This window comes from Actinorugispora endophytica (genome assembly GCF_004363075.1).
In the GTDB taxonomy this organism is placed as follows: Bacteria; Actinomycetota; Actinomycetes; order Streptosporangiales; family Streptosporangiaceae; genus Actinorugispora; species Actinorugispora endophytica.
In genome coordinates this window covers 80,605-103,551 of record NZ_SNYN01000014.1, presented here as the reverse complement: position 1 = coordinate 103,551, position 22,947 = coordinate 80,605, and the positions used below count along the sequence as shown (strand labels likewise).

Sequence of the window (22,947 nt, the reverse complement as noted above, 5' to 3'; positions counted from 1 at the left end):
CGTCTTCGACACCGACACCGACTCGGTCTCCGACACCACCCCCCGCACCATCAACCTCGACCTCACCCCACCCAAAACCGAAACCGACAACACCACCAACAACAACCAGACCAACAACAGAACCGACGACACCCCCACACCCACCCCACGCCCCACCCCCGGCACCAACACCGACACCGGAACGAACACCGGAAACCGGTCCCCTCTCCCCCACACCAACGACGACGGCGTCAGCTCCCTCGACGACACCGACGACTACCAGGCGCTCCTGGACGACGTCAGCTCCCTCAGCGACGACGACTACCAGGCGCTCCTCGACGACGCCAACGAGTTCTCCGACGACGCCTCGTCCCTCCCCGACCTCGACGACTCCCCCACGCAGACCCCCGAGAGCTCGCTCCCCTCCACCCCCGACGAGTTCGCCCCCCGCCCACAGGAAAAGGGATTCGACACCCAAAGGTTCATCGACTCCCTCACCAACCTCAAGAACGACCCGTTCGGCGACCTCCCCGCCGACACCAGAGACCTCACCGTCGCGTCCGCCTTCCTCCCCGGCTCCGGCCAAGGCGACAACAGCGACAACGAGTCCCCCACTTTCCAGCCGACCACGCCCGTTCCCCAACCCCCTGCCACAGGGTCGAACAACACCCCCTCGGCACCCACTCAGCAGACCGGCACCCCCCAGAACCAGGGCCAAGGCCAGGGTCAGGGCCAGGGCCAGGGCCAGAACCGCTCCGGCGCCCCCGGCACGAACACCTCGGCTACCTCTCCCCAGGCCACGCAGACTTCGGACGGCAGAGGCGACCAGCCCTTCGTCCCCACGGAGACCGACGCCGACTCCCCTCAGAACGCAGCAGGTCAGGCTCCCTCGTCGACCACTCCGGTCGGCGACCCGCCGCAGACGGTCTCGTCCTCCCCCGAGATCGTCCAGCCCTCTTCCCCCAACGCTCAGGGGGACGACTCCCCCGTCCAACCGGCGGACGAGCGGGACGGCGACGCAGGAGGGCGCGACTCCTCGGACACGGTCCACGACGCGACGGAGACCTCGGAGCAGCCGCCGACCACCCAGGTCCCCGAGACGGCCGCCGAGGACACCGACAGCGAGAGCGCTCCTCCGCCCGGCACCGATCCCGAGGCCACCGACCCCTTCACGGAGAGCGTCCGGGAGCGCGAGCAGCAGGTCGCCGAGCAACAGGCCAGGGTGGACGAGGCCCGACAGCGGAGCGAGGCCGAGCAGGTCCGACTGGAGACCGCCCAGACACGCGAGTCCGACTCCAGGACCGCGTTCGACGCTTCCGCAACCGCCTACGACGAGGCCGTGAGCGCCGCCGCCGCCACCCGCGCGGAGTGGCAGGGCAGGGTCGACCGGGCCGAGCAGCGGGCCCAGCAGTCCGAGCAGCGGGCGGACGCGTCCCGTCAGCGGGCGGACGCGTCCAGGCAGCGGGCGGAGACGTCGGAGCGGGCTGTCCAGAGTGCCCAGGAGTCACTGGACCAGGCCCCCCGCGACGCCGAGGACCTGCGGAGGCAGGCCGGCCAGCTCCGAGCGGACGCCGACCGGCTCGAACAGGACGCGCAGAACCCCGCCGACGACACGGGCCCCCGGGACCAGAACACCCAGGAGCCGCCGGACCAGGCGCACCTCGACATCGCGAACCTCCGGGAGCAGGCCGACCGGCTCGAACAGGAAGCGCAGAACCTGGTTCCGGTGCGCACGCGGTCCCTGGCCGAGGCCACCGCGACCAGGGACCAGGACGCGGTGGCCTACCGCGACGACCGGACCGCCGCGGCCCGGAACACCGAGACGGCCCGCCGCGACCAGGCAGCGGCGAAGGACGCCGCGTCCAACCAGAAGCGCGCCGTGGACAAGGCCGACGAGAAGGTCGAGACCACGCGGCGGACGATGGAGAGGGACCAGCGGAACTGGACGCGGGACCGACTCGACCTGTTCCGGGCCGAGCAGTCCTACGGTGCGGCGCTCCAGAACACCGCGACCGTCGGCCAGGACCTTCTGGACGCCCGGATGGACCTGCGGATCGCACGGCTGGAACAGCTGGAGTCGGTCAGGGACTCCGCCCAGCGCGACGCCGACCAAGCTTTCGACGACAGGCGCGACGCCGCCGAGAAGGCGCAGGAGAAGAGCCGGGAGGCGCGGGAGCAGCAGCAACAGGTCCAGCGCCTGGAGCAGGAGCGCCGGACGGTCCCGCCCGAGGACACCGAGGGCGCCACCCGGGCCGACAGCACGCTCGAACAGGAGCGGGAGAGGGCACGGAACCTCGACGAGGAGGCCCGTGCCCTCCGGGAGGCCCTCACCACCGCCGAGAACACGTACAACGAGCGCGTCCGAACGGCCGAGGAGGCGTCGAACGACCTGGCGCGGGCCGAGGAGGACGCCAGGAACGAGATGATCGGCGACGCCGATCAGGCCGACGTCCTCAACGAGGACCACGAGAGAGGGAAAGAGCTCACCGAGTCCGCCACCCGCGACATCCCGCGCCTCGAGGCGGACGTGGCGAGGATGGAGCGGGAGTCCGGCAAGAACCGCGAGGACGACCTCCGCACGTACTCGCGCCAGCTGGACCACCTGCTGGGCAGCGAGCTGCTGGAGTCCCAGCGCATCGGGTTGACCGTGACCGGCCCCGAGGGCGGGCGCGGCTTCGACGGCGTGATCGAGGGCCTGGCCGAGCGGAACCAGGACCTGACCCAGCCCTTCCGCGACGCCTTCCAGCAGAAGTTCCGCGATAACCCGTACCCGTTCTTCAGTCACCACGGCGCCTCCGTCACCGTCGGCGGACGAACGGCCACCCTGCGCATCGGCTCGCGCGACAACGACTGGCGGCGCGGGCAGGACCTGCCCAAGAACGACGACACCGTCCCGGACCTGTCCAACTCCGACTCCGCGGGCAAGCCCCTGCTGCACCAGGACGTCCGCGGCGAGGCCGTCCACCGCGGCATCGGCGGCACCGTCTACATCAACCCGCTGTTCCCCATCCCCCTGCCCGGCAGCATCGGCCCCGCCGTCATCTTCACCCTGCTGGGCGGCTTCAACCAGCCCTCCAGCAACCAGCTCATCGGTCGCGACACCGGCATGCAGAGCGGCGCCAGCGTCAGCGGCAAGGCCGTGGACCACATCACCGACCTGCGCGCCCACCTCACCATCGACCCCGACCCCGCGGCGCAGAACCAGGCCGGGGACGACACCCAGAACCAGGGCATCGAACTGGACACCCTGGACACGGTGTTCGAGGCGCCCCAAGGGCTGAGCCTGACCGTGGAGCTGGCCGACCGGTCCTCCGACGCGCCCGACCTCATCCACCTGCGCGACCCCTTCGACCCCGCCGACACGCCCGAACCGGGCACGGTCGCCCGCGGCAACCCCGGCATTCGCCTGGGCGGCGGCCACCCCGTCTCCGTCAACGGGATCTACGCCGCCGACGACGCCCCCCGGGACCAGCCGGGCGACAACCGCCAGGACGGCGAGCAGAGCACCGACGACACGAATAACCAGGACACCGTCCAGGAGCGCGACGTCGCCGCCCCCGGTCGGGGTGGCCGGGGCGGCCGCCGGACGATGGCGGACTGGGTGGTGGACCACCTGTCGGACCCGCGCCCCCGCTCCTGGTTCCGGCGCGCGGGGGACGCCGTCAAGGACGCGGTGCTTCCCGGCTTCGTACGCAGCAGGAAAACCCCCTGGAACGACAGCCACGAAGCCCGGGGGATCCGCTCCCTGCTCTCGGACGACAGCGTCCGCGACAACCTCAAATCCATGACCAAGGGCCCCATCTACCTGGAGGTCGAGGACAACCAGGGCCGCGAACGCCTCGTCAGGATGTGGTCGGTGCCCACCCGGCTCACCCGCATCCCCGACATCCCCGCCGGGCTGGGCCTGGAGCACTCCGTCAGCTCCAGCAAGGAGGTCGAGAACACCTTCCTGCGCGCCGACTCCGTGGCCGGCGGATTCGGCGGCGGCATGGTCCTGCAGGCGTTCGGCAACCAGTTGCGCGCCGACCTGCCCCTGGCCGACTACCGGCACGACCGCGAGGGCGCCTCCGGCACCATGCAGGTCGACAAGGGCGGCACGGCCCGCGTCACCCACACCGACGACGCCGCCATGTACGCCGTCGATCGCACCTTCTACCTACAGTTCGACGGCGATGACACCCCTCACCGGTTCACCGGCCAAACCGTCGAGGCCCTCAGCGTCGACGACGCCCGCCTGCTCGCCGACCCCGACCGCAACAACGACGACGCCCAGGCCCGCCCCGACCACACCCCCGTCTACCCCCACCTGCGCCGCGACCGCCCCGACCACTTCGGCGGTACCCCCATCCGCGGCATCACCTGGGAAAACGGCGACCAGTACACCAACTGGACCCCCGACGCGCCCGCCGCGACAACGGTCCCCGCTCCCGTAACCACCGCGTCAGGCACCGACACCCTGAACGCGCAGGGCACCGACCCCGACGCGATCACCCCGGCCCCGGATCCGGTCACGGACACCGGCGCGGCTCCCCAGACCGATCCCGGGACCACTCCCGAGGCCGACGCCCCTCCCGCTCCTCCGCGCACCGTCGTCGACGCGTACGCCCAGCAGGTTCTGACCGGGATCGCCCGCCAGTACCCCGGCCTGGTCATCCCCGACATCGCCCGCGCCCGCGCCGAGTACTCCCGCAGACCCCCCGGCCAGGTCGACCGCAGCGGCCGGTTCTTCTCCCGCGAGAACCACTTCCGCCGTGACCACGAGGTCGCCCTCTACAACACCGGCCAGATCCTCGAGCAGATCTCCGAGGCCAACCTCGTCGGCCGCGCCGACGAGTGGACCGGCGACGGCGTCGACGTCCACCTCATCGAGACCGCCCTCGTCGACCCCCGGAACACCGAGGGCTGGTTCCGCCCCGACTACATCACCGTCCGCCTCAAAGCCACCCCCAGCAACCGTCAGTTCGGCGGCACCGTCACCAAGAACCACACCGCCACCAGCACCGACGGCACCACCGGCCACCGCAGGCTCGAAGAGCACGAGCGCGCCCACCGCATCGGCGTCCGCGTCCGCGGCATGTTCCGCGACATCCCCAACGGGGACGCCCGCTGGATGGCCCGCTTCCAGGCCGGCGGCGGCTTCCGCGGTCAGCACCAGTGGCTCTCCTCGCGGGGATCCGAGAACGACACCAGCGGCACCAAGACCGCCAGCTCGGTCACCCACAAGGGCGACACCGACATCTGGCGTTACGACCTGCAGTTCCACGCCGAGATGGGCAAGTTCCGCAAAACCGACGACCTGCCCCTCGACGCCCGCGCCGCCACCGCCCAGTCCCGCCCCGACTACGACGGCTACCGGGTCGACCTGCTCACCGACCGCAACGGCGCCCCCATCGCCCTCAACGGCCGCATCGAACTCGAGGCCCCCGCCAACAACGGCCCCGACACCGCCCCGCGAGAGCAGGACCAGGACGCCGCCCAGCACACCTCCACCCCGCTGGAGGCCGCCCAGGCGCGCGACATCATCAACGGCGCCCGCCCCCCGATCGGGGACAACGAGCGGTCACCCCAGGCAGTGGCCCTGGACTCGCTGCCCACCGCCACCGAGGGCATCAGCACCCGCAGCGGCGACACCACCCTGCGCCAGCGCCTCTACGGCCTCCTGGGCAAAGCCCCCGGCCTGCAGAACTTCCTCAAGCGCCCCGCCGGGCACGACTTCTTCACCACCCTGTTCAGCCGCGAGCCCCTCGCCGGGCACACCCACGCCCTCAGCTCCAACCCCGGCTACCGCACCCGCAACTGGATGCGCGACTACTTCTTCAGCGGTCGCCACACCACCACCGTCCACGCCGACCGCACCGACGTCACCTTCCACAGCCTCCAACCCGACGCCGACCTCAAGACCAGCCACACCCGCCCCACCCGCCTGGTCCGCAACAACGTCAACGTCCGCACCTGGTCCGGTGACGTCGAGGTCCGCGCCGCCATCAACACCAACCCCAGTGCCCGCTCCCTCAAGGACTCCCCCGACAACCCCACTCCCGGCCTGACCACCATCGACAGCGCCAACAAGGCCTCCCCTCACATCGGCTGGAACTTCCTCACCGGATCGCTGAGCAGCAGCCAGGGCACCGAGGACACCAAGGTCTTCGGCCAGCAGACCAGCTTCAAACCCGCCGGCGGCGTCCGCCCCTACACCGCCGACCTGCGCCTGACCGAGACCGCCGAGATCCGCGACGAGTTCGACTTCGCCGCCAACGTCCCCCGCACCCCCCAGGACAGGCACTACAACAGCATCCAGACCGTCGTCCCCGGTGCCGAGTTCGGGTTCGCCCCCCTGCACGCCCTCTACCACGCCGACCTCGTCAACGACCGCGTCGATCCCGACACCGGGGCCCTCACCGCCCAACCCAACCCCCGACTGGGCCCTGACCAGTTCCGCGTCCGCCCCGGCTTCGAGAACCTCGGCCACCACCTCAAGACCACCCCCCGGGCCCCGGAGCCGGCTCCCGCCCAGGACACGGAGCAGAACACCGCCCAGGACACCGCTCCGGACGAGACCCCGGAGCAGCCCCCGACCGCTCCCGCCACCGACCGGGGGGCGGACGACCGCGCGGACTCCACCGGCGTCCAGCTGGCGAAGCGGCTGCACGAGGACAACTACGAGCTCACCGGCCAGAGCCGCGAAGCCGTCCTCAACCACATCACCAGCCAGCTCACCCGCAGCACCGACGACCCCAGCGTCGTCGGCGTCAAACTCCGCGCCCTGCACAACCGCTACCTCACCCGCCACCCCGACCAGGCCACCCCCGACGGCCGCACCGTCCCCGGTACCCGCCGCGCCGAGGTCAAAGGCCAGATCCGCCACGGCACCGTCACCATCGAGGCCGTCCGCCAGCCTCCCAAGGTCACCCAACTCGGCGGCAGCTCCTCCTTCGGCCACGACCACTCACTCTCCGGCGAGCACGACGCCATCGCCGGAATCACCGCCAGCGTGGGCACCCGCGGTGAATTCCTCATCCAGACCCCCACCCCCCTGCCCAACCAGGACCAGCCCGGCAACTACTCCGACAACCTCCCCAGCAAGCGCTTCGTCAACATCACCCCGACTCCCACCGCCGGCGTCGCCACCCAGACCAGCAACATCAACGTCAGCGGCGACCTCACCGACGCCTCCTGGACCACCACCCTCAACGGCCCCTACGCCATCACCGAGACGCCCGCCCACATCCGCCTCACCATCGAGTACGGCTCCCGCACCATCACCCTTGAGGGCGACCACTCCACCATCAAGGAGGCCTTCCCCGCCGCCTACCTCTCCCTCACCGAGCAGGACACCGGCGACACGGACGGCACCGAGCCGGACAGGAGCAGCGGCCAGGACACCGACCCGGACCGCATCGAGGCCGACGACACTCCGCAGCCCGAGCAGGCCCCCGCGCCCGAGACCTCGCGCCCGGTCCCGTCCCTGGTCCAAGACCCGGGCCAGGCCGACAACGCCATCCGCGACTGGCGCGCCGGCAAGAACAGCCAGGCCCGGAACGAGGGACAGCAGAACCGGGACGAGGGCCAGGACCAGGACCGCGGTCAGGGGCGGCAGGACCGCCGCCCGTTCGTGGACCTGGCACCGCTGGGCATCCAGGACAACGGCCGCGCCATCCAGGACATCACCTACATCGCCCTGGCCGAGTCCCACGGCTGGAAGCCCCCCACCAACCGCCCTCTCACCAGCGACGACGTCGACAACGCCCGGAAGTACAGCCACAAGCACATCGCGCGGCACACCGGCACCACCCCCGACAACGACCCCGTCAGCGCCAACGTCAACGACGACACTCTCAAGATCCTCTTCCACGACGCCGCCGACCCCGCCAGCCCCGACGGCGCGTCCCTCTTCGACATCGGCCGCACCCGGTTGAGCCTCGGCGCCGTCCCCCACACCGACCGCGCCACCATCATCGACGTCGCCGTCGACTCCAGCATCGCCAGCCCCAGAAGCACCGGCGTGCTCGACCTCACCATCAACACCCGCTCCACCAGCACCAACGCCAACATCAACACCCGCCCCGCCGCCTGGATCGCCGAGGACCGCCCCCAGGTCGATCCCGGGGAGACCCCCATCCCCGTCCCCGGCAACCTCCTGGTCGGGCAGCCCACCGTCGCCACCTCCGGCGGCGGCGCCACCTCCCGCCGCGACGGCCACATCGACACCGACCCCGCCCAGCCCGGTCCCGACCCCACCAGCAAGCGCAGCTACCTCGTCTCGATCCCCACCAGCTGGATCGCCGTCGCCGAGAACCTGCGCCCCCGCATCCACGGCATCAGCCGCGTCCCCGGCCTCCAGCTCTCCCCCACCCGCGGCCTCGCCGAAACCGAGACCACCATCACCACCTGGGTGGGCGAGAACGACGCCCGCGCCCTCGGCCTGCTCGACGACGACCGCGTCGACACCAAGGCGTGGGACGCCGTCGCCGACGCCCAGAAGGACCTCGCCGAGGCCGAGAAGACCTACTACACCGAGCGCGCCAAGCTTCCCGACCTCGTCGACGACCTCGTCCGCGACCCCGGCGACCAGGGCGCCCGCCAGCGCTACGAGGACCAGGAACGCGAGTACGACAAGGCCAGGACCGCGTTCGAGGAGAAGTTCGCGGCCTGGAAGGACGCCCAGGAGAAGGCCCGGCAGCGCCTCGGCGGCCCCGCCATCCGCGACGGCGACCAGTCCCCGGCTCCCGAGACCCGGCCCGCGGACGAGACCACGGCCGTGCGCCCGCTGCCCCCCGCGGCTCCGGAGGCCCCTCAGCGGACCGTTCCCCAGAACAGCCTGTTCCAGCAGATCCTCAACCCCGCGTCCCCGACCGTGGAGGCGTCCCCCGAGGCCGCGTCCTCCTCGCGCGCCCCCGGGGACGACACCACCGACTCCCGGGCCGACACCGTGCTCGGAGACTGGCAGCAGAACCCGAACCTCGTGGTCGGCACGGCCCGCATCGACACCACCGGCCCCGGCCGGCAGCAGCCCACCGACACCGACCGCGCCGACGCCCCCCGGCCCGTGGACGAGGCTCGCGCCCGGGTGGCCCGCTTCGAGACCGACCTCGAGGACGCCCGCGTCAACTTCGCGCTCCCCGACGACGACCTCTACTACCTCGGCGGAAAGGTGGAGGCCGCGCAACTGCGCGTGGACGCCGCCAACGCCGAGATCGAATCGGCCGCCACCCGGCCGGACTCCGCCCGCGCCACGCGTGAACTCGACCGCGCCCTCACCGACCTGAACCAGGCCCGCCAGACCTTCACCGACAACGGCGGAACGTGGACCCCCGACGGTAAGCCCCACCGCCCCCTGCCCACTCCGCCCACCGACACCACCCCCACCGCGGCCGGCGACCGGACCAGCACCCCCACGCGGACCGAAACCGGGGCGCCCTCCGACCGCCGCACCCCGATCGATCAGGCGCGTGCCGACGAAGTCCTCCGCGACTGGCTGCAGAACCCGTCCGTCCAGGTCAACATGGTCGGCGTCGACACCGCCGGAACCGACACCCGTGCCCCCGGCGCTCCCCTCCTCCCGGAGCCGTCCGGGAACCTTCCGGAGACCTCCCCCGCCCCCCGTGACGGTCTGGCGGCCCGGGCCGGGCAGGCCCGCCGCGACGCCGAATCGGCGCTGCGCGGCCTCGAGGACGCCGAACAGCGGTCGGGGACCGCGCGCGACGCCGCCGCCGGAGCCGGGAGACGCGTCGAGGCCGCCCTCACGAACGAGGAGACCGCGCGCTGGAAGGCCGAGCAGGCGGACGGAGCGGTCCGCGACGCCCAGCGGGCCATGACCGAGGCGTCCGAGGCGGCGCGGGCGGCCAGGGAGCGCGTCGAGACCGCCCGCAAGGCGCGCGACGCCGCGGCCGTGGCGGAGACCAAAGCCCGCGAGGAGCTGCGGGAGGTCGAGGAGCGGGCGCGGCGGGAGAACGGGGCCGCCCAGCTCCGGATCGACGCCGCCCAGGCCGGGGTGGTTCTCGCGGAGCAGAAGGTCCTCGACGCCGAGGCCGCCCTTCCCGACGCCGAGGCCGCCGTCGGCAAGGCCCAGACCGACCTGCGCGAGGCCGAGGAGGCGTCCGCTCCCGCGCCCGCCGACGGCGACGGCGACGAGGCCCCCGCCACCGGCGAGACCGCGACCTCCGACAACGACGAGGCCGGCTCCGACACCGAGACGGGCCCCGTCGCCGAGGCGCGGGCCGAACTCCGGCGGGCCGAGGAGGCCCTGAAGGACGCGCGTGACAGGCTCGACGACGCCCTGACCGAACGGTCCGACGCGCGCGGACGCGTCGAACAGGAGCAGGACCGCGCCGAGAAGACCGCGACCCGCAACCAGCGCGACCAGGAGGAGGCCCAGGAGAAGGTCACCGCGGCGCACGGCACGGCGCAGCGGAGACTGCGCGACCACACCCTCGCCGGGCAGGAGGCGGACGCCGCCGAATCGGACCGCGTCGAGGCCGCGGCCCGCGAGGAGAAGGCCCGTCTCGACGCCCGCGACGCCGGGATCACGCAGCGGTGGGCCGAGTTCGACGCCGCGGCCGCCCGCGCGAACCTGGACGCGCGCGTCCGCGACGCGGCCACCGCCGACCAGTCGCTGAGGGAGGCGCGGGCCGGCCTGAGCGAAGCCATCGCCAGGTCGTCCCGCGCCGACCTGGCCCTCGCCGAGTTCGACGCGACCGCCGTCCGGACCGAGATCAGCACCCTCCAGGACCAGCGCGACCAGCGCGACGACGCCGCACCGGACTCCCGGGAGTCCCAGGACCAGCGGGACGACGCGCGCCTCGAAACCCTGCGGACCGAGGCGGAGGCCGCCGAGCAGAGGGTCCTGGACCTCCGGGCCGCGCTGGAGACCGCGCTGTCCGACGCCGAGGCCGACGCCGCCTCCAGGGACAGCGGCCCGGAGATCCCGCCGACCACCGTGACCGCCCCGGTGGTCCCGGACGGGCTGGGCTACACCAGTGAGCCCCTGGGCGAGTTCGTGCGCGACACGATCAACGCGGAGGGCTCCCCCGTCCCCCAGGCCGTCCGGCAGGGGCTGGAGCGAGAGGTCGTCAACGCCTTCGACGAGGACCTCGGGCGCTTCTTCCAGGAGGGCGGCGACACCGTCACGTTCCGGGACCCGCGAGGAGGGGAGTGGACCACCCGGATCGCCCTGCGTCCGCCGAGCGGCGACACCCGCGCGCCCGGCTCCGCTTCGGAGGCCACCGGTGACGAAGCCCCGGTCACGTCCAGCGGGGCGCGCGGCGGCAACAAGGGGGTGGGCGGCAAGATCACCATCAACCCGCTCTACCTCGGCTCCATCGGCGACTTCAACGCCGGTCCCCTGATCTCCTTCGGCCTCAGGGGCGGCCTCTCGGTGCGCTCGACCGGCCAGGAGGCCACCACCCTGACCAGCGCCGGGAGCAGCCTCGACCGGAGAGGGCCCTCCAACCAGCTGGTCACCGACCTGGGCGTGGACCTCACGATCACGGGCCCGGACACCACCGCGGACAGCCCGCCGCGGACGGCCACGACGACGCTCAGGGACGGGCTGGCGGTGACCCTGGGCCCGCCCAAGCCCGCGCCCGCCCGGGCTCCCGAGACGATCCGGCTGCACGACCCGCACACCGTCCGGGGCCAGCGCGGGAGCGACGGCTCCGCGCCGCTCCCCGGCGCCAGGGCCAGGAACGGGCACCCCACCAACGTGGGCGCGATCACCAGCACGGGGAACAACCCGGTCACCATCGGTGAGCGGATCGCCCGCCACCTCACCCCCGACCCCGGGGTCTGGGACTCCGTCAAGGACACCCTCTCCACGGAGGGCCGACGGGATAAGCGGGCCCAGCGCCAGCGGGACTACGAGCGGAAGATCCAGGAACTCTTCGCCCCCGACGGCCCGGTGAAGCGGGACCTGCCCGCGATGACCGCCTCCCCGCTGCCCCTGCGGGTGCCCACCCCCGGTGGCGGCGCCAGGCTCGCGAAGATGTGGTCGGTGCCCACCGGCTACTCCAAGAAGGCCGTGTCACCGGAGGCGGACCTCTCCCGGAAGGGCAAGTCGGAGAAGGGGGTCTCCGAGTCCGTCACCCACGGGAACAACATCTCGGTCACCATCGGGGGCGGGCTCGGCTTCGCCATCCCCTACGGCGACAACAAGGTGTTCCGGATCGACGTGCCCAACGTCGAGTACACGTTCACGCACGGCAGGACCCAGAACCAGAGCCGGTCCGAATCCGGGTCGACCACCCGCGTCATCACCAACGACGACACGGTCGAGTACGACGTCCAGCGCAACTACTACCTGCAGTTCGACGGCGAGAGCGAGATCCTCCGGTTCCAGGGCGACACCGTCGAGGTCCTGACGGTGGAGGACGCCGGGCTGATCAGCACCGCCCCGGCGGACCGCGGGACCGACCGGCCGGGGACCGAGCGCAGGCCCGCCCTCGCCAACCTGGCCGCGGACCGCCCCACCGACTTCAGCGGCGCGACCCCTCGCGGCTTCACCTGGCCCGACGACGCCCGGGACTCGTCCGGCGCCCCCCGCACGGACAACTTCAACGACGCCCTCATCGACCAGGTGCTCACCGGGCTGGCCCGGAAGCGCCCCGGTCTCGTGCTGCCGGAGCTGTCCAGGACCCGCGGGAACTACGCCCGCCGGCCCGGCAGGGAGGAGGCCGACTACTTCGACCGCTCCTTCCGCGAGCACTACGGCTTCCGGCGCAACTACAACGTGGCGCGCGAGAACACCTTCAAGGTCATCCAGGCGCTCTCCGAGAGCAGCCTGAAGAGCAGTCCCAACGACCTCGCCGGCGAGGGGATCCCCGTCGAGCTGGACGAGTCCGCGTGGATCGACCCGCCCTCCTGGGTCAGGCTCAAGGAGCTCTGGCGGCCCAAGTTCACGCGCATCCGGATCACCGCCGACTTCGGCAAGCTGGAGTTCGTCCGCCCCTCCCCCAGCGGCACGGGCGGCGTCTTCGCCGGTTCCGCCGGCCTCGGCAGGGGTTCGGGGCGCAGCACCACCCACACGCTGATGGGCCAGGTCGGAGGCATCAACCGCGGACAGAACGGCAGCGACGCGCGGGGCGTTCCCGAACGCCTCGACGTCCCCATGTTCACCGTGACCGGGAACTACGGCACGAGCCGGGACGTGAGCGAGAGCCTCTCCCGTTCGACCGAGGACACGGTCTCGTCGACGAAGGGCGGCGAGACCTGGAGGTCCACCGCCGACTTCGACGTGCGGTTCTACGAGCACGACGACCTGGGCCTCTCCCGGAACGACGACGTCCCGCTGCGGGACAGGGGCACCTCCGTGCTCGCCGCCCCTCTCCGCGCCCAGATGGAACTGGAGACCTTCGAGAACACCGGGCGCAACACCGAGCCGGTGCACGGCCCCGGGCGGGCGAGCGCGCCCCAGCCCATCAGCACGGACGCGGCGCGGCGCGTCGTCCGCGGCGACTTCGACCCCTCCCCGGACGCCGTGCGCAAGCGGACCCGCTGGGACGCGGCGCGGCAGCGGCTGGGCGGGGCCCCGACCCCCGCGCCCGTCACGACGTCCGCCTCCCGCTCCGACGACGGGGCCGAGATCCCCCTCCTGACGAAGGCGGAGCGGAGGGCCGACCTGCTCAAGCGGTCCACTCCGGTCATCGAGCACGTCAGCACCACCTTCCAGTGGGTGGACCCCGACACCGGGGAGACCCGGACCAGCACCCTGCTCAGCGAGACCTACCAGTCGTTCTCCGGTTTCGGCCAGCGGGGACTCCACGACGGCTACCGCCGCAAGCTGGAGCACTACCTCACCGACAGCAAGGGCGGGCGGCTGTTCTACGAGAACAAGCTGTCCGACGAGCAGCTGCGCACGGTCCGGAGCCTGATCGACGGCACGGGCAGCCGCAGCCGCCAGGAGATGAGCGGCGGCCTGTGGTCCCCCCACGACGTGCGCTTCACCGTCGTCACCAAGCTCTCCCTCGACTCCGTCGACTCCTTCCTCCCGGTCCCCCGGCCCGAGAAGGGCTGGAAGGGTTCGACGACCATCGCCCTGTCCATCGGCGAGGGCACGTCGAAGTCCCTCTCCCTCGCGCTCTCCATCCTCGCGGGGCGGAACCCCAACCCCAACGTCAATCCCGGCGCCACCCCCGCTGCCCTGCCCTCCGAAGCGGGCGCGCCCATCCCGCTCGGCGGCCCCAACGCGTCCTGGACCCCGTTCGCCAAGAGCAAGGGGATCTCCCCCGCGAAGTCCTACACCGCCGAAGTGGAGTTCACCCCCCAGGGAACGGTGTTCCGCTTCACCGGTTCGGGCAGCGTCACCCAGGCCATGGAGGCGGCCAGGAACTGGAGCATCGGCCCGTCGCTGCGCCGCGACGCCCGGTTCAACGGCTGGACCGCGCTGGTCGACAACCTCGTCTCCGGCTACGTCGCCGCGCACGACGCCTACACGTCGGGCATGGTGGAGGACCGGATCGTCGAACTCGACGGCGAGACGTCCCTCCAGCCCCAGCCCCTCCCCGAGAAGCCCGCGGTCACCGTCCGCCCGGGGTTCGAGAACTCGGGCAGGCGGACCACCCCGGCCGACCCGTCGCAGGCCCTCAAGGCCCTCATCGACGACCTCGCCTCCGAGGGATGGGAGCTCACCTCCAACAGCAGGGAGAACATCCTCCACGAGCTGACGTCGGGCCTGGCCGACCACCCGGACTCCCTGGCTCCCCTGCCGGTGAAGATCCGCGCCATCGACCGCACGGTGGACACCTCGTTGAACGCCTTCCTCAACGTCCGGGTCGACACCGCGAACCCCGAGGTCAAGTACGTCGGCGGCAAGACCGACTTCACGGAGCGGCGGTCCTGGGCCGACTCCGCGACCATCAGCAAGAGCACCGCCAAGGGCCTGGGGTTCGGGCACGAGGGCATGCTCCTGCAGCCGACCTACTACCCCGAGCAGGACCAGCCGGCGGACCAGCAGCCCGGCAGCCGCTGGCTCTTCGTGACGCCCGCGATGATCAACAGCGTCTCGGTGACCACGGCCGAGAACGGGTCCACGACCGTCTCCAGCGGGCACACCGTGGAGATCACCCTCTCCACGCCCTACGGGGTGGTGCGCGAGGACAGCACGGTCGGCCTCACCCTCGACATCACCGACCCCCCGGCCGGGGCGCGCCCGACGTTCTCCGGCAGCGGCGAGGGCGGCAAGACGGAGACCTCCTACCCGGCCGCCTACCTGCTCTCCCCCGACCGCTCCGCGCCCCCGGAGCCCGACCCGTTGACGACCGAGACCGAGGCCGAGACCGAGGCCGGGACCGAGACCGAGGCCGAAACCGAGAGCACGACCGGGACCGAGAGCACGACCGACGCGGACACGGCTCCGGAGCACCCCCGCGACTACCAGGCCACGACGATCGAGGACCTGGTCCAGCAGTGGACCGCCGAGACCCGGACCGGAGCGGACGACCAGCCGATCGTCATCCCGAGCGCCGTCGAGGACGGCGGGAAGGCGATCCGCGACCTCGCGCAGGTCGTCGTGGCCAAGTCCCTGGGCTGGACCCCGCCCGCGAACGCGATCCAGAACGGCAAGTACACGGACGCGGCCGTCGACTCCGCGCGCGCCCACGTCATCGACGAGCTCAAGCTCGACAAGCGCGGCGGCACGGTGGACCGCAGCCTCTCCGACCTCGCCCTCCTGGGGCTCTTCGCCGACGCCGCCCCCAACGACGGCGGCACCGGGCTCCTCACGATGGGCAAGACCTCCTGGAACCTCAAGGCGCTCCCCGACATCTCCAGCGCCAGGGTCGTCGACGTCGCGCCCGACACCACCGTGAGCCACTCGCGCCCGCGCTCCGAGTCGTCCAGCGAGGGCAGGGAGCAGTCGGTGGCCCAGAGCCACACCGCCGACCTGCGGCCGACTGGGCTGTCGACGCAGACCCCCCTCCACGACAACCACGAGGGGATCTACTACGGGTCGATCAACGCCTCCAACGGGAACAGCAACAGCAGCGGCGAGTCCGCCTCCCGGTCGGCCGACGGCGACTCGGACGCCAAGGTCGTGGGGCGCGGCCGCTCCTACCTGGTCGAGATCGACACCAAGTGGGCGATCGGCGTGCGGACGGAGACCCAGGGGGCCTTCGCCAAGAAGTTCGACTCCGCGATGAACGCGCTCGGCAGGGACGAGCGTCCGACCCCGGTCCGGTGGCAGATCGGCGAGACCGACTCCAAGATCACCGCCTGGGTGTTCGAACAGGACGCGATCGCCATGGGGATCATCCCCGACCCGGCGACGACCGGGCTCGGCGGGAAGGCGGACGCCCTCAGGAACGCCCAGGAGGAGATGGCCCGGGCGGAAATGGAGTACCTGGACAAGCGGGCGCCGCTGGAGGAGTCGGCCGCCGCGTCCCTGGCCGCCCCCGACGACCGGGCGCTCAGGGACACCTACGACCGGCAGGAGGAGGAGTTCCAGGAGGCGCTCGCGAAGTTCAACGAGAAGACCGCGGCCTGGATCGACGCGCTCGCCGCCGCCCGCGAGGAGATCGCGTCCGGCAGCGCCTCACGGCCCCAGGAGACGGAGACCGCCCCCGAGGGCAAGGGCAAGCAGCCCCTCCGCCCCCACCCGACGGTCAGGCCCTCCGACGCCGAGACGGGGAACACCTCCCGCCTGACACCGGCCCCGATGGACTTCGACGTCCCGCGGAGAAGTCCGATCTCCGAGGGCGGCCCGGAGCAGGCCGACACCGCCGAGACCGACATCCCCTTCCCGCTGACCCTGGACTCCGACGACGATCGCGACCCCGGCAGCGACCGCTCCCCCGAAACCGATTCGCGGGAGTACGTCACGGCTCCCCTGCGTCAAGGGCTCACCGACCATATGGGCGTCGACTTCACGCTCACCTCGCTCGGCGACTACTACGCCTACTACAGCGGGGACCTCAGCATGGAGGGGATGCTCGACCGCCTCGGGCGGGCTGTCGACTCCTCGGCCACCGAGGTGGAGATCCTCGGGATGTGGGACTACTGGCGCGGGTCCGGGGCGCTGCGCACCGCGCTGGAGCGCCTGGCCGAGACCGGCGCGGTCCCGGTTCCGCCCGGCGGCTGGGACGCGCTCGTCCACCCCGCCAAACACACCGCCATGGTGCCCGAAGCGCTGGCCGGGGACTTCGGCAGTGTTCCGGGGCAGGAGCGGTCCTTCACCGTCCCCACCCCCGACGGCACGCCGCTGCGCGCCACCATCCGCCAACGCGACGCCCTGCCCGGCCACCTGAACCACCCCCGCATGGAGTGGAACCGCACCACCGACCCCGACACCGGCACCCCCGTCACCGAGGTCGTCCTGCGCCTGCGCCGCCCCCAACAACCCGCCTTCGACACCCGCGACGCCGAGACCACCCTCGTCGAGCAGATGCAGGCCGCCGTCAACAACGGCCGCCCCGTCATCGAACTCCCCGAACCCGACCAGAACCGCGAACGCCCCGCCCCCACCCGCACCACCCCCCACACCCTGCGCGACGGCTCCCGACTACGCCTGCGCGTCGAACTCGTCGACGCCGACCACGACACCCAGCAGATCCACGGCGACCTGACCTGGGACACCACCACCCAGGACACCACCCCGCAAGACCTGCCCACCCACACCAGCGCCCTGCCCGAGGTGCTGTCCTGGTACGGCCTCACCGAGACCGCCGACGCCCAGGAACAACGCGGCGCCCCCCACCGCAGAGACCCCCGCGACCCCGAAACCACCCTCCCCCACACCACCGAGGTCACCGCCGCCTCCCTGTCCCGCCTCGGCCGGATCACCGTCCGCAACGACCGCCCCGCCCTCACCACCCACACCAACCTCGCCGACCCCGACGACTGGGAGGCGCTGCGCGACACCGTCCCCGCCGTCCAGATCGGCGTCGAGACCGCCTCCACCGCCGACGAGTCCGGCGTGGACGTCTCGTTCCACGACGTCACGCGCGACACCGAGCCCGCCAAGCCCTACGACCCCGACAATCCCGACACCACCCGAGAGACGGTCGACGTTCTGGGAGATCGCGGTGACGGGCCCGAGCGGTTCCACCCGGCGAGGATGCGCCGCTACAGAGGGATGGACCGGTTCGAGGTGCGGCGGATCCCGATCCCCGAGGAGACGCGCGCCCGGATCGCCGAGGAGACCGGCACCGACCTCGCGGACGTCCCCACCCACACCCGAGAGCACACCCTGCGTCTGGCCTTCGGCGACAACGGCGTCTCCCCCGAGGACATCGAGCAGAAGAAGTACGAGTTCCTCTGGGCGCTCAACGACAGGGCCAACCAGAAGTACCGGTTCCTGGACCCGGCCCACTCCGGCCGCCCCGAAGCCGGCCCCGCGTTCGGCGACCAGTTCCACGTCCGCGTGGAGTTCGCGGGAGACCCCGGCGTCACCGGTCCCGTCCACGGCACCATCACGTGGCTGCCCACGGTCGACGGCAGGGTTCCCCGAAGCGACGCGGGCGCGTGGGCCGTGGACGCTCCCGTCGAGACCCTGGTGCACGAGACCCTGCACCGGTACGGCCTTCTCGACGAGTACGTCAAGCACCCCGACGACACCAGCCCTGCTCCGGTGTTCCGCTGGCGCCCCGACCTCACCCAGGTCACCGGCGGCGCCTACGGCAGGAGCAGCACCAACATCATGGCGGAGGTGCGGTCTACGGTGGCCGGGCTGCGCCGGCACCACCTGGAGCGCATCGACGCCCTCACCCGCCACGCCGCCGAGCGGGGCGACGGCACCCCGCCGCCCCTCCGCATCGCGGACCTGCCCGAGCCCCACCGGGCCCGGATCGTCGGCACGCTCCAGCGGGGGCGGGCGCGGAACCTGGAACCGGACCTCGTCCTGGCCGCGCTCGGCGCCTACTACGACCACGTCGTCCGAGGACACGACCTCGGCGCCGCCGTGGAGGGCTACCTCGCGACCACCCGCTCCGCTCAGGGGTACGCGGAATCGGGGCTCGACCTGAGCCAGGTGGCCGAGAACCTGGTGAACCTGTGGGAGTCGTGGTCCCGGAAGGGCGCCCTGGACGCCGCGCTGCAACGGCTGTCCTCCCTCGGCATGGAGACCAGGACCGCGCCCCGACCGTCCTCCACCTCCGCAGGCTTCAAGAACAGCCTGGCCAACGAACTCGACTTCAGCTGGCAGCTGTCCCACACCGACGACGAATCCCTCGTGGCCGTGTTCGACGCCTACTACCGGAACCAGGTCAACGGCTACGACCTCGACACCCTCACCCACGAGCTCTCCGACCTCCTTCCGGGCGCCACCCCTCAGGACAAGCAGCGCGCCCTCCTGGACCAGTGGGAGTCCTGGCGCCAGTTCGGAAACCTCAAGGACGCCACCGACCTGCTCGTCCGAAGCGGCTTCCCCACCCCTTCGGGCGGATGGAACCACACCTTCCCGCACCCCGCGCACTCCCCCCAGCCCGCGACCTCGTCCGGCGGCGGGTCCCAGGCCGGCACCGGCGAAACCGCGTCCTCGGACCGCTCCACCGCCGAACAGCCCGCCCCCCAGCCGGGCGGCCGTCCCAGGCAGGCCCCGCCGAACCAGCCGTTCCAGCCCTCCTTCGGGCAGGCGTCCTCGTCCGCGCCGGCCTGGCAGGCCCCCGGTCCGACGCCGACGGCCCCCTCCGGGAGCCTCCAGCCGGGCCACCTGTCCCCCGACCAGTGGCAGCCCGTCGTGCAGACCCTGCGCCAAGGCTTCACCAGCGAGCTCTACACCGAGGAGGCCCGCGAGGCGGTCACGGCCTACTACGACCACTACGCCAACGGCGCCGGCATGGACGCGATCCTGCACGCCATCGACCCGGACCCCGACACCTGGCCGACCGGGGAGACGAACCTCCGCGACCGGTGGGACTACTGGCGCGACACCGGGGTCCTGCGGACCGTGCTGGAGCACCTGCGGAACGCGGGTGTCACCGAGCCCCCGCAGGGCTGGGACGGACTGCTCACCCCCTCCAAACACACCCCCGCCGTGTCCGACGAACTGGCGGAGGCGTTCGGCAGCGTCCCCGGCCAGACGAGGGTCTTCACCGTCCCCACCACCGGCGGCCCGGCCGTCCAGGCCACCGTCACGCAGCGCCCCGAGCTGCAGGGCCTCCCCACCCACCCCCGTCTGGAGTGGCACCGCGGCACGACCACCGACGTCGTCGGCCCCAACGGGAGGCCGCTCCCGACCACCGAAGTCGTCATGCGCTTCCAGCGCGCTCCCGGCTCCCACCACCCCGAGGCCGAGAGAGCCCTGGCCGAGGCGATGGAGAGGGTGGTCAACGACGGCCGCCCGGTCCGCGAACTCCCCGAGCGCGCCCTGGACGGCGACCGCCCGGCCACCGACCGGCGCTCCCCCTACACCCTGCGCGACGGATCGGTGCTGCGCCTGCGCGTGGAGATCGTCGACAGCGACCACCCCCTGGACCAGGTCCACGGCCTCCTCGCCCTGTCCCCCGACGCCGGCGCCTCCGCCGTCCGGCCCTCCGACGGCGCCGACCCGCTCACCGCCGCCGCGTCGGACGTCCTGTCCTGGTTCGGCCTCACCGAGGGCACCGCCTCCCAGGAGCGGCGCCTCGCCCCGCGCGAGGACGCCGACGGCAACCCGCTCCCCCTCCCGGACCTCCCCGCGAAGGTCACCGCGACCTCCCTGGACCGCCTCGGCCAGATCACCATCCAGAACTACGCCGTGCCCGCCACGGTCCACACCGACCTGGCCCGCCCCGAGGACTGGGAGGCCGAGCGCGGCCGGGTGCCCGTCACCCAGATCGGCACGATCGACGACGAGTCCGGCGTGGAGGTCAGCTTCCGCGACGTCCAGCGCGACGCGACGGAGTGGTCCGCGCACGCCACCGACACCCGCACCAAGGGCGAACGCCGGCAGCCGCCCCACCCCGTGGACTTCGGCTTCTTCAACCCGACCTCCCGGTTCGAGGTGCGGCGCATCCCGATCCCCGCCGACAAGCGGGTCGAGGGCGGACCGACCCACGTCCGCGAACTCACCTGGCGCGGCAGGTTCGACTCCTCGGAGATCACCGACCAGGACACCCTCGACCGGATCGCCGACGAGAAGCTCCCCGAGTTCCACGCCGCCATCGACAGGTACCTCAACGGCAAGTTCCGGTTCCGGGATGAGAACGGCCGCCTCGGCGACCAGTTGCACGTGCGCGTGGAGAACACCGATGACGCCGGCGTCGCCCCCGACGCGCCCGTGCACGGCACGGTGCGGTGGATGCCCGACGACGAGTACGGCGAGACCCCCCGCAGCGACGCCCGGAACTGGGCCGTCGAGGACGACGTCGAGACCTTCGTCCACGAGCTCCTGCACTGGCTGAACCTGCTGGACCAGTACCTGGACCAGGACGGCAACCCCACCGTGGTGCGGATGCGCATGGACCACACCGGGGTTCTCGGTCCGGAGCAGGGCAACATCATGAACCACGACGGGGGCCTCTTCCCCCAGGTTCGCCAGGTCCACCTGGACCGGCTCGACGAGACCACCCGGCACGCGGGGGAGCACGGCGGCCTCCAACGTCCCGTGCGCGTCGCCGACCTGCCCGAAGACACCCGGACCAGGATCGCGGCCGAACTCCGGCGGAACCAGTCGGCCCCTCCCTCCGAGGAGACCGCGCTGGCCCGGCTCGGCGCCTACTACGACCACCACGTCCGCGGCCACGACATGGACCGGGTGGTCGAGGACTACATCGCCGTCACCTCGGACGAGAACCCGTCCCAGGACCCCGCCCAGGTCCGCGCCGACCTGGAGGGCGCCTGGCGGTCCTGGGAGCGGGACCAGGTCATCGCCCCCGTCCTGGACGAGCTCTCCCGGCTCGGCGTGTCCACCGACACCGCCCCCCGTCCGGTCCTCCCCGTCACCGGCTCCACTCCCGCGCCCGACAGCGGCGGCACCTGGACCAGGGACGACCAGACCGGGACCTGGCGGGAGGCGTCCCCCGCCCCGGACGCCCCCACCCCGCCGCGCCTGCCCGACCTCGCCGGGGACGTCCGCGTCGTCCTCGACAACCAGCTCGGGGAGACCCTGGTCCCCGAGCTGCGGACGAACCCGAACCGCGCCTTCGCGGTCTTCCGGGCCTACTACGACCACCGCGTCGGCGGCCTGCCCCTGACCGACTCGATCGCCCCCCTCACCGAGGGCTCCGCCTCGCCCGAGGAGACGGCACGGACCATCAGCGCCCAGTGGGACGCCTGGAACCGGCCCGGGGCCCTCCGCGAGGCGGCCGCCACCCTGGCCGCCAACGGCATCCCGGTCGGCGGCCTGGCCTCCGCACCCCCCGCCCCCGGTTCCGCCTCGGACACCGACATGGACTCCGATTCGGACCCGGACTCGGACTCGGACTTCGACCGGTCGATGGGCCTGGACCCGCACATGGGGCTGGGGCTGGATCCCGACATCGCCGCCGCCCTGGGTCTGGACCCCGACGCCTACATGGCAGCGGGCTTCGACTCCTCCGGCGACGAGACGGGGAACCCCTCCCGCCCGGAACCGGCCCCGATGGACCTCGACTCCGACTCCGACTTCGACATCCCCCCGCTCCAGATCATGCGGGCCGAGGTCGATCCCGCTCCGGCCGGCGTCCCCGCGCGGGACACCGGCGCCCCGGACGTGCGCAGCGCCCGCGCCCGCGCGGCCTGGGCGCAGGCCGACGTGGTCCGCTTCGAGACCGACCTCGAGGACGCCCGGACCAACTTCGCCCTGCCCGACGACGACCTGTACTACCTGGGCGGGAAGGTCGAGGCCGCGCAGCTGCGCGTGGACGCCGCCCGCGCCGAGACCGACCTCGCCAACACCCTCCTGGCCGACTCCCGAGGCGACCGCGCCGAAAGCGGCCGCCGCACCGCCCGCGAGGCCGCCACACGCGCCCGCACCGAACTCGACCGCGCCCTCACCGACCTCGCCGACGCCCACCAGGCCTTCACCGACGCCGGCGGCACCTACACCACCGACGGCACCCCCACACGCCCCCAACCCCCAAC

At 72.5% G+C, this 22,947-nt stretch carries 2 protein-coding genes (1 of these 2 only partly in view); one reads left to right on the top strand and one right to left on the bottom strand.

All coding sequences use genetic code 11. The features are described from left to right. On the bottom strand, positions 1-565 hold a 565-nt coding region (locus tag EV190_RS23740; protein WP_208113205.1), incomplete at its 3' end, for a hypothetical protein. A gap of 636 nt (positions 566-1,201) precedes the next feature. On the opposite strand from EV190_RS23740, the gene EV190_RS16120 reads away from it, so the two are divergent. Further along, positions 1,202-22,947, top strand: the start of a protein-coding gene (locus EV190_RS16120; RefSeq protein WP_208113204.1) for an ADP-ribosyltransferase. It continues 27,712 nt past the right edge of the window; only the first 21,746 of its 49,458 coding nucleotides appear in the window; it begins with the start codon at positions 1,202-1,204; its stop codon lies off the right edge, out of view.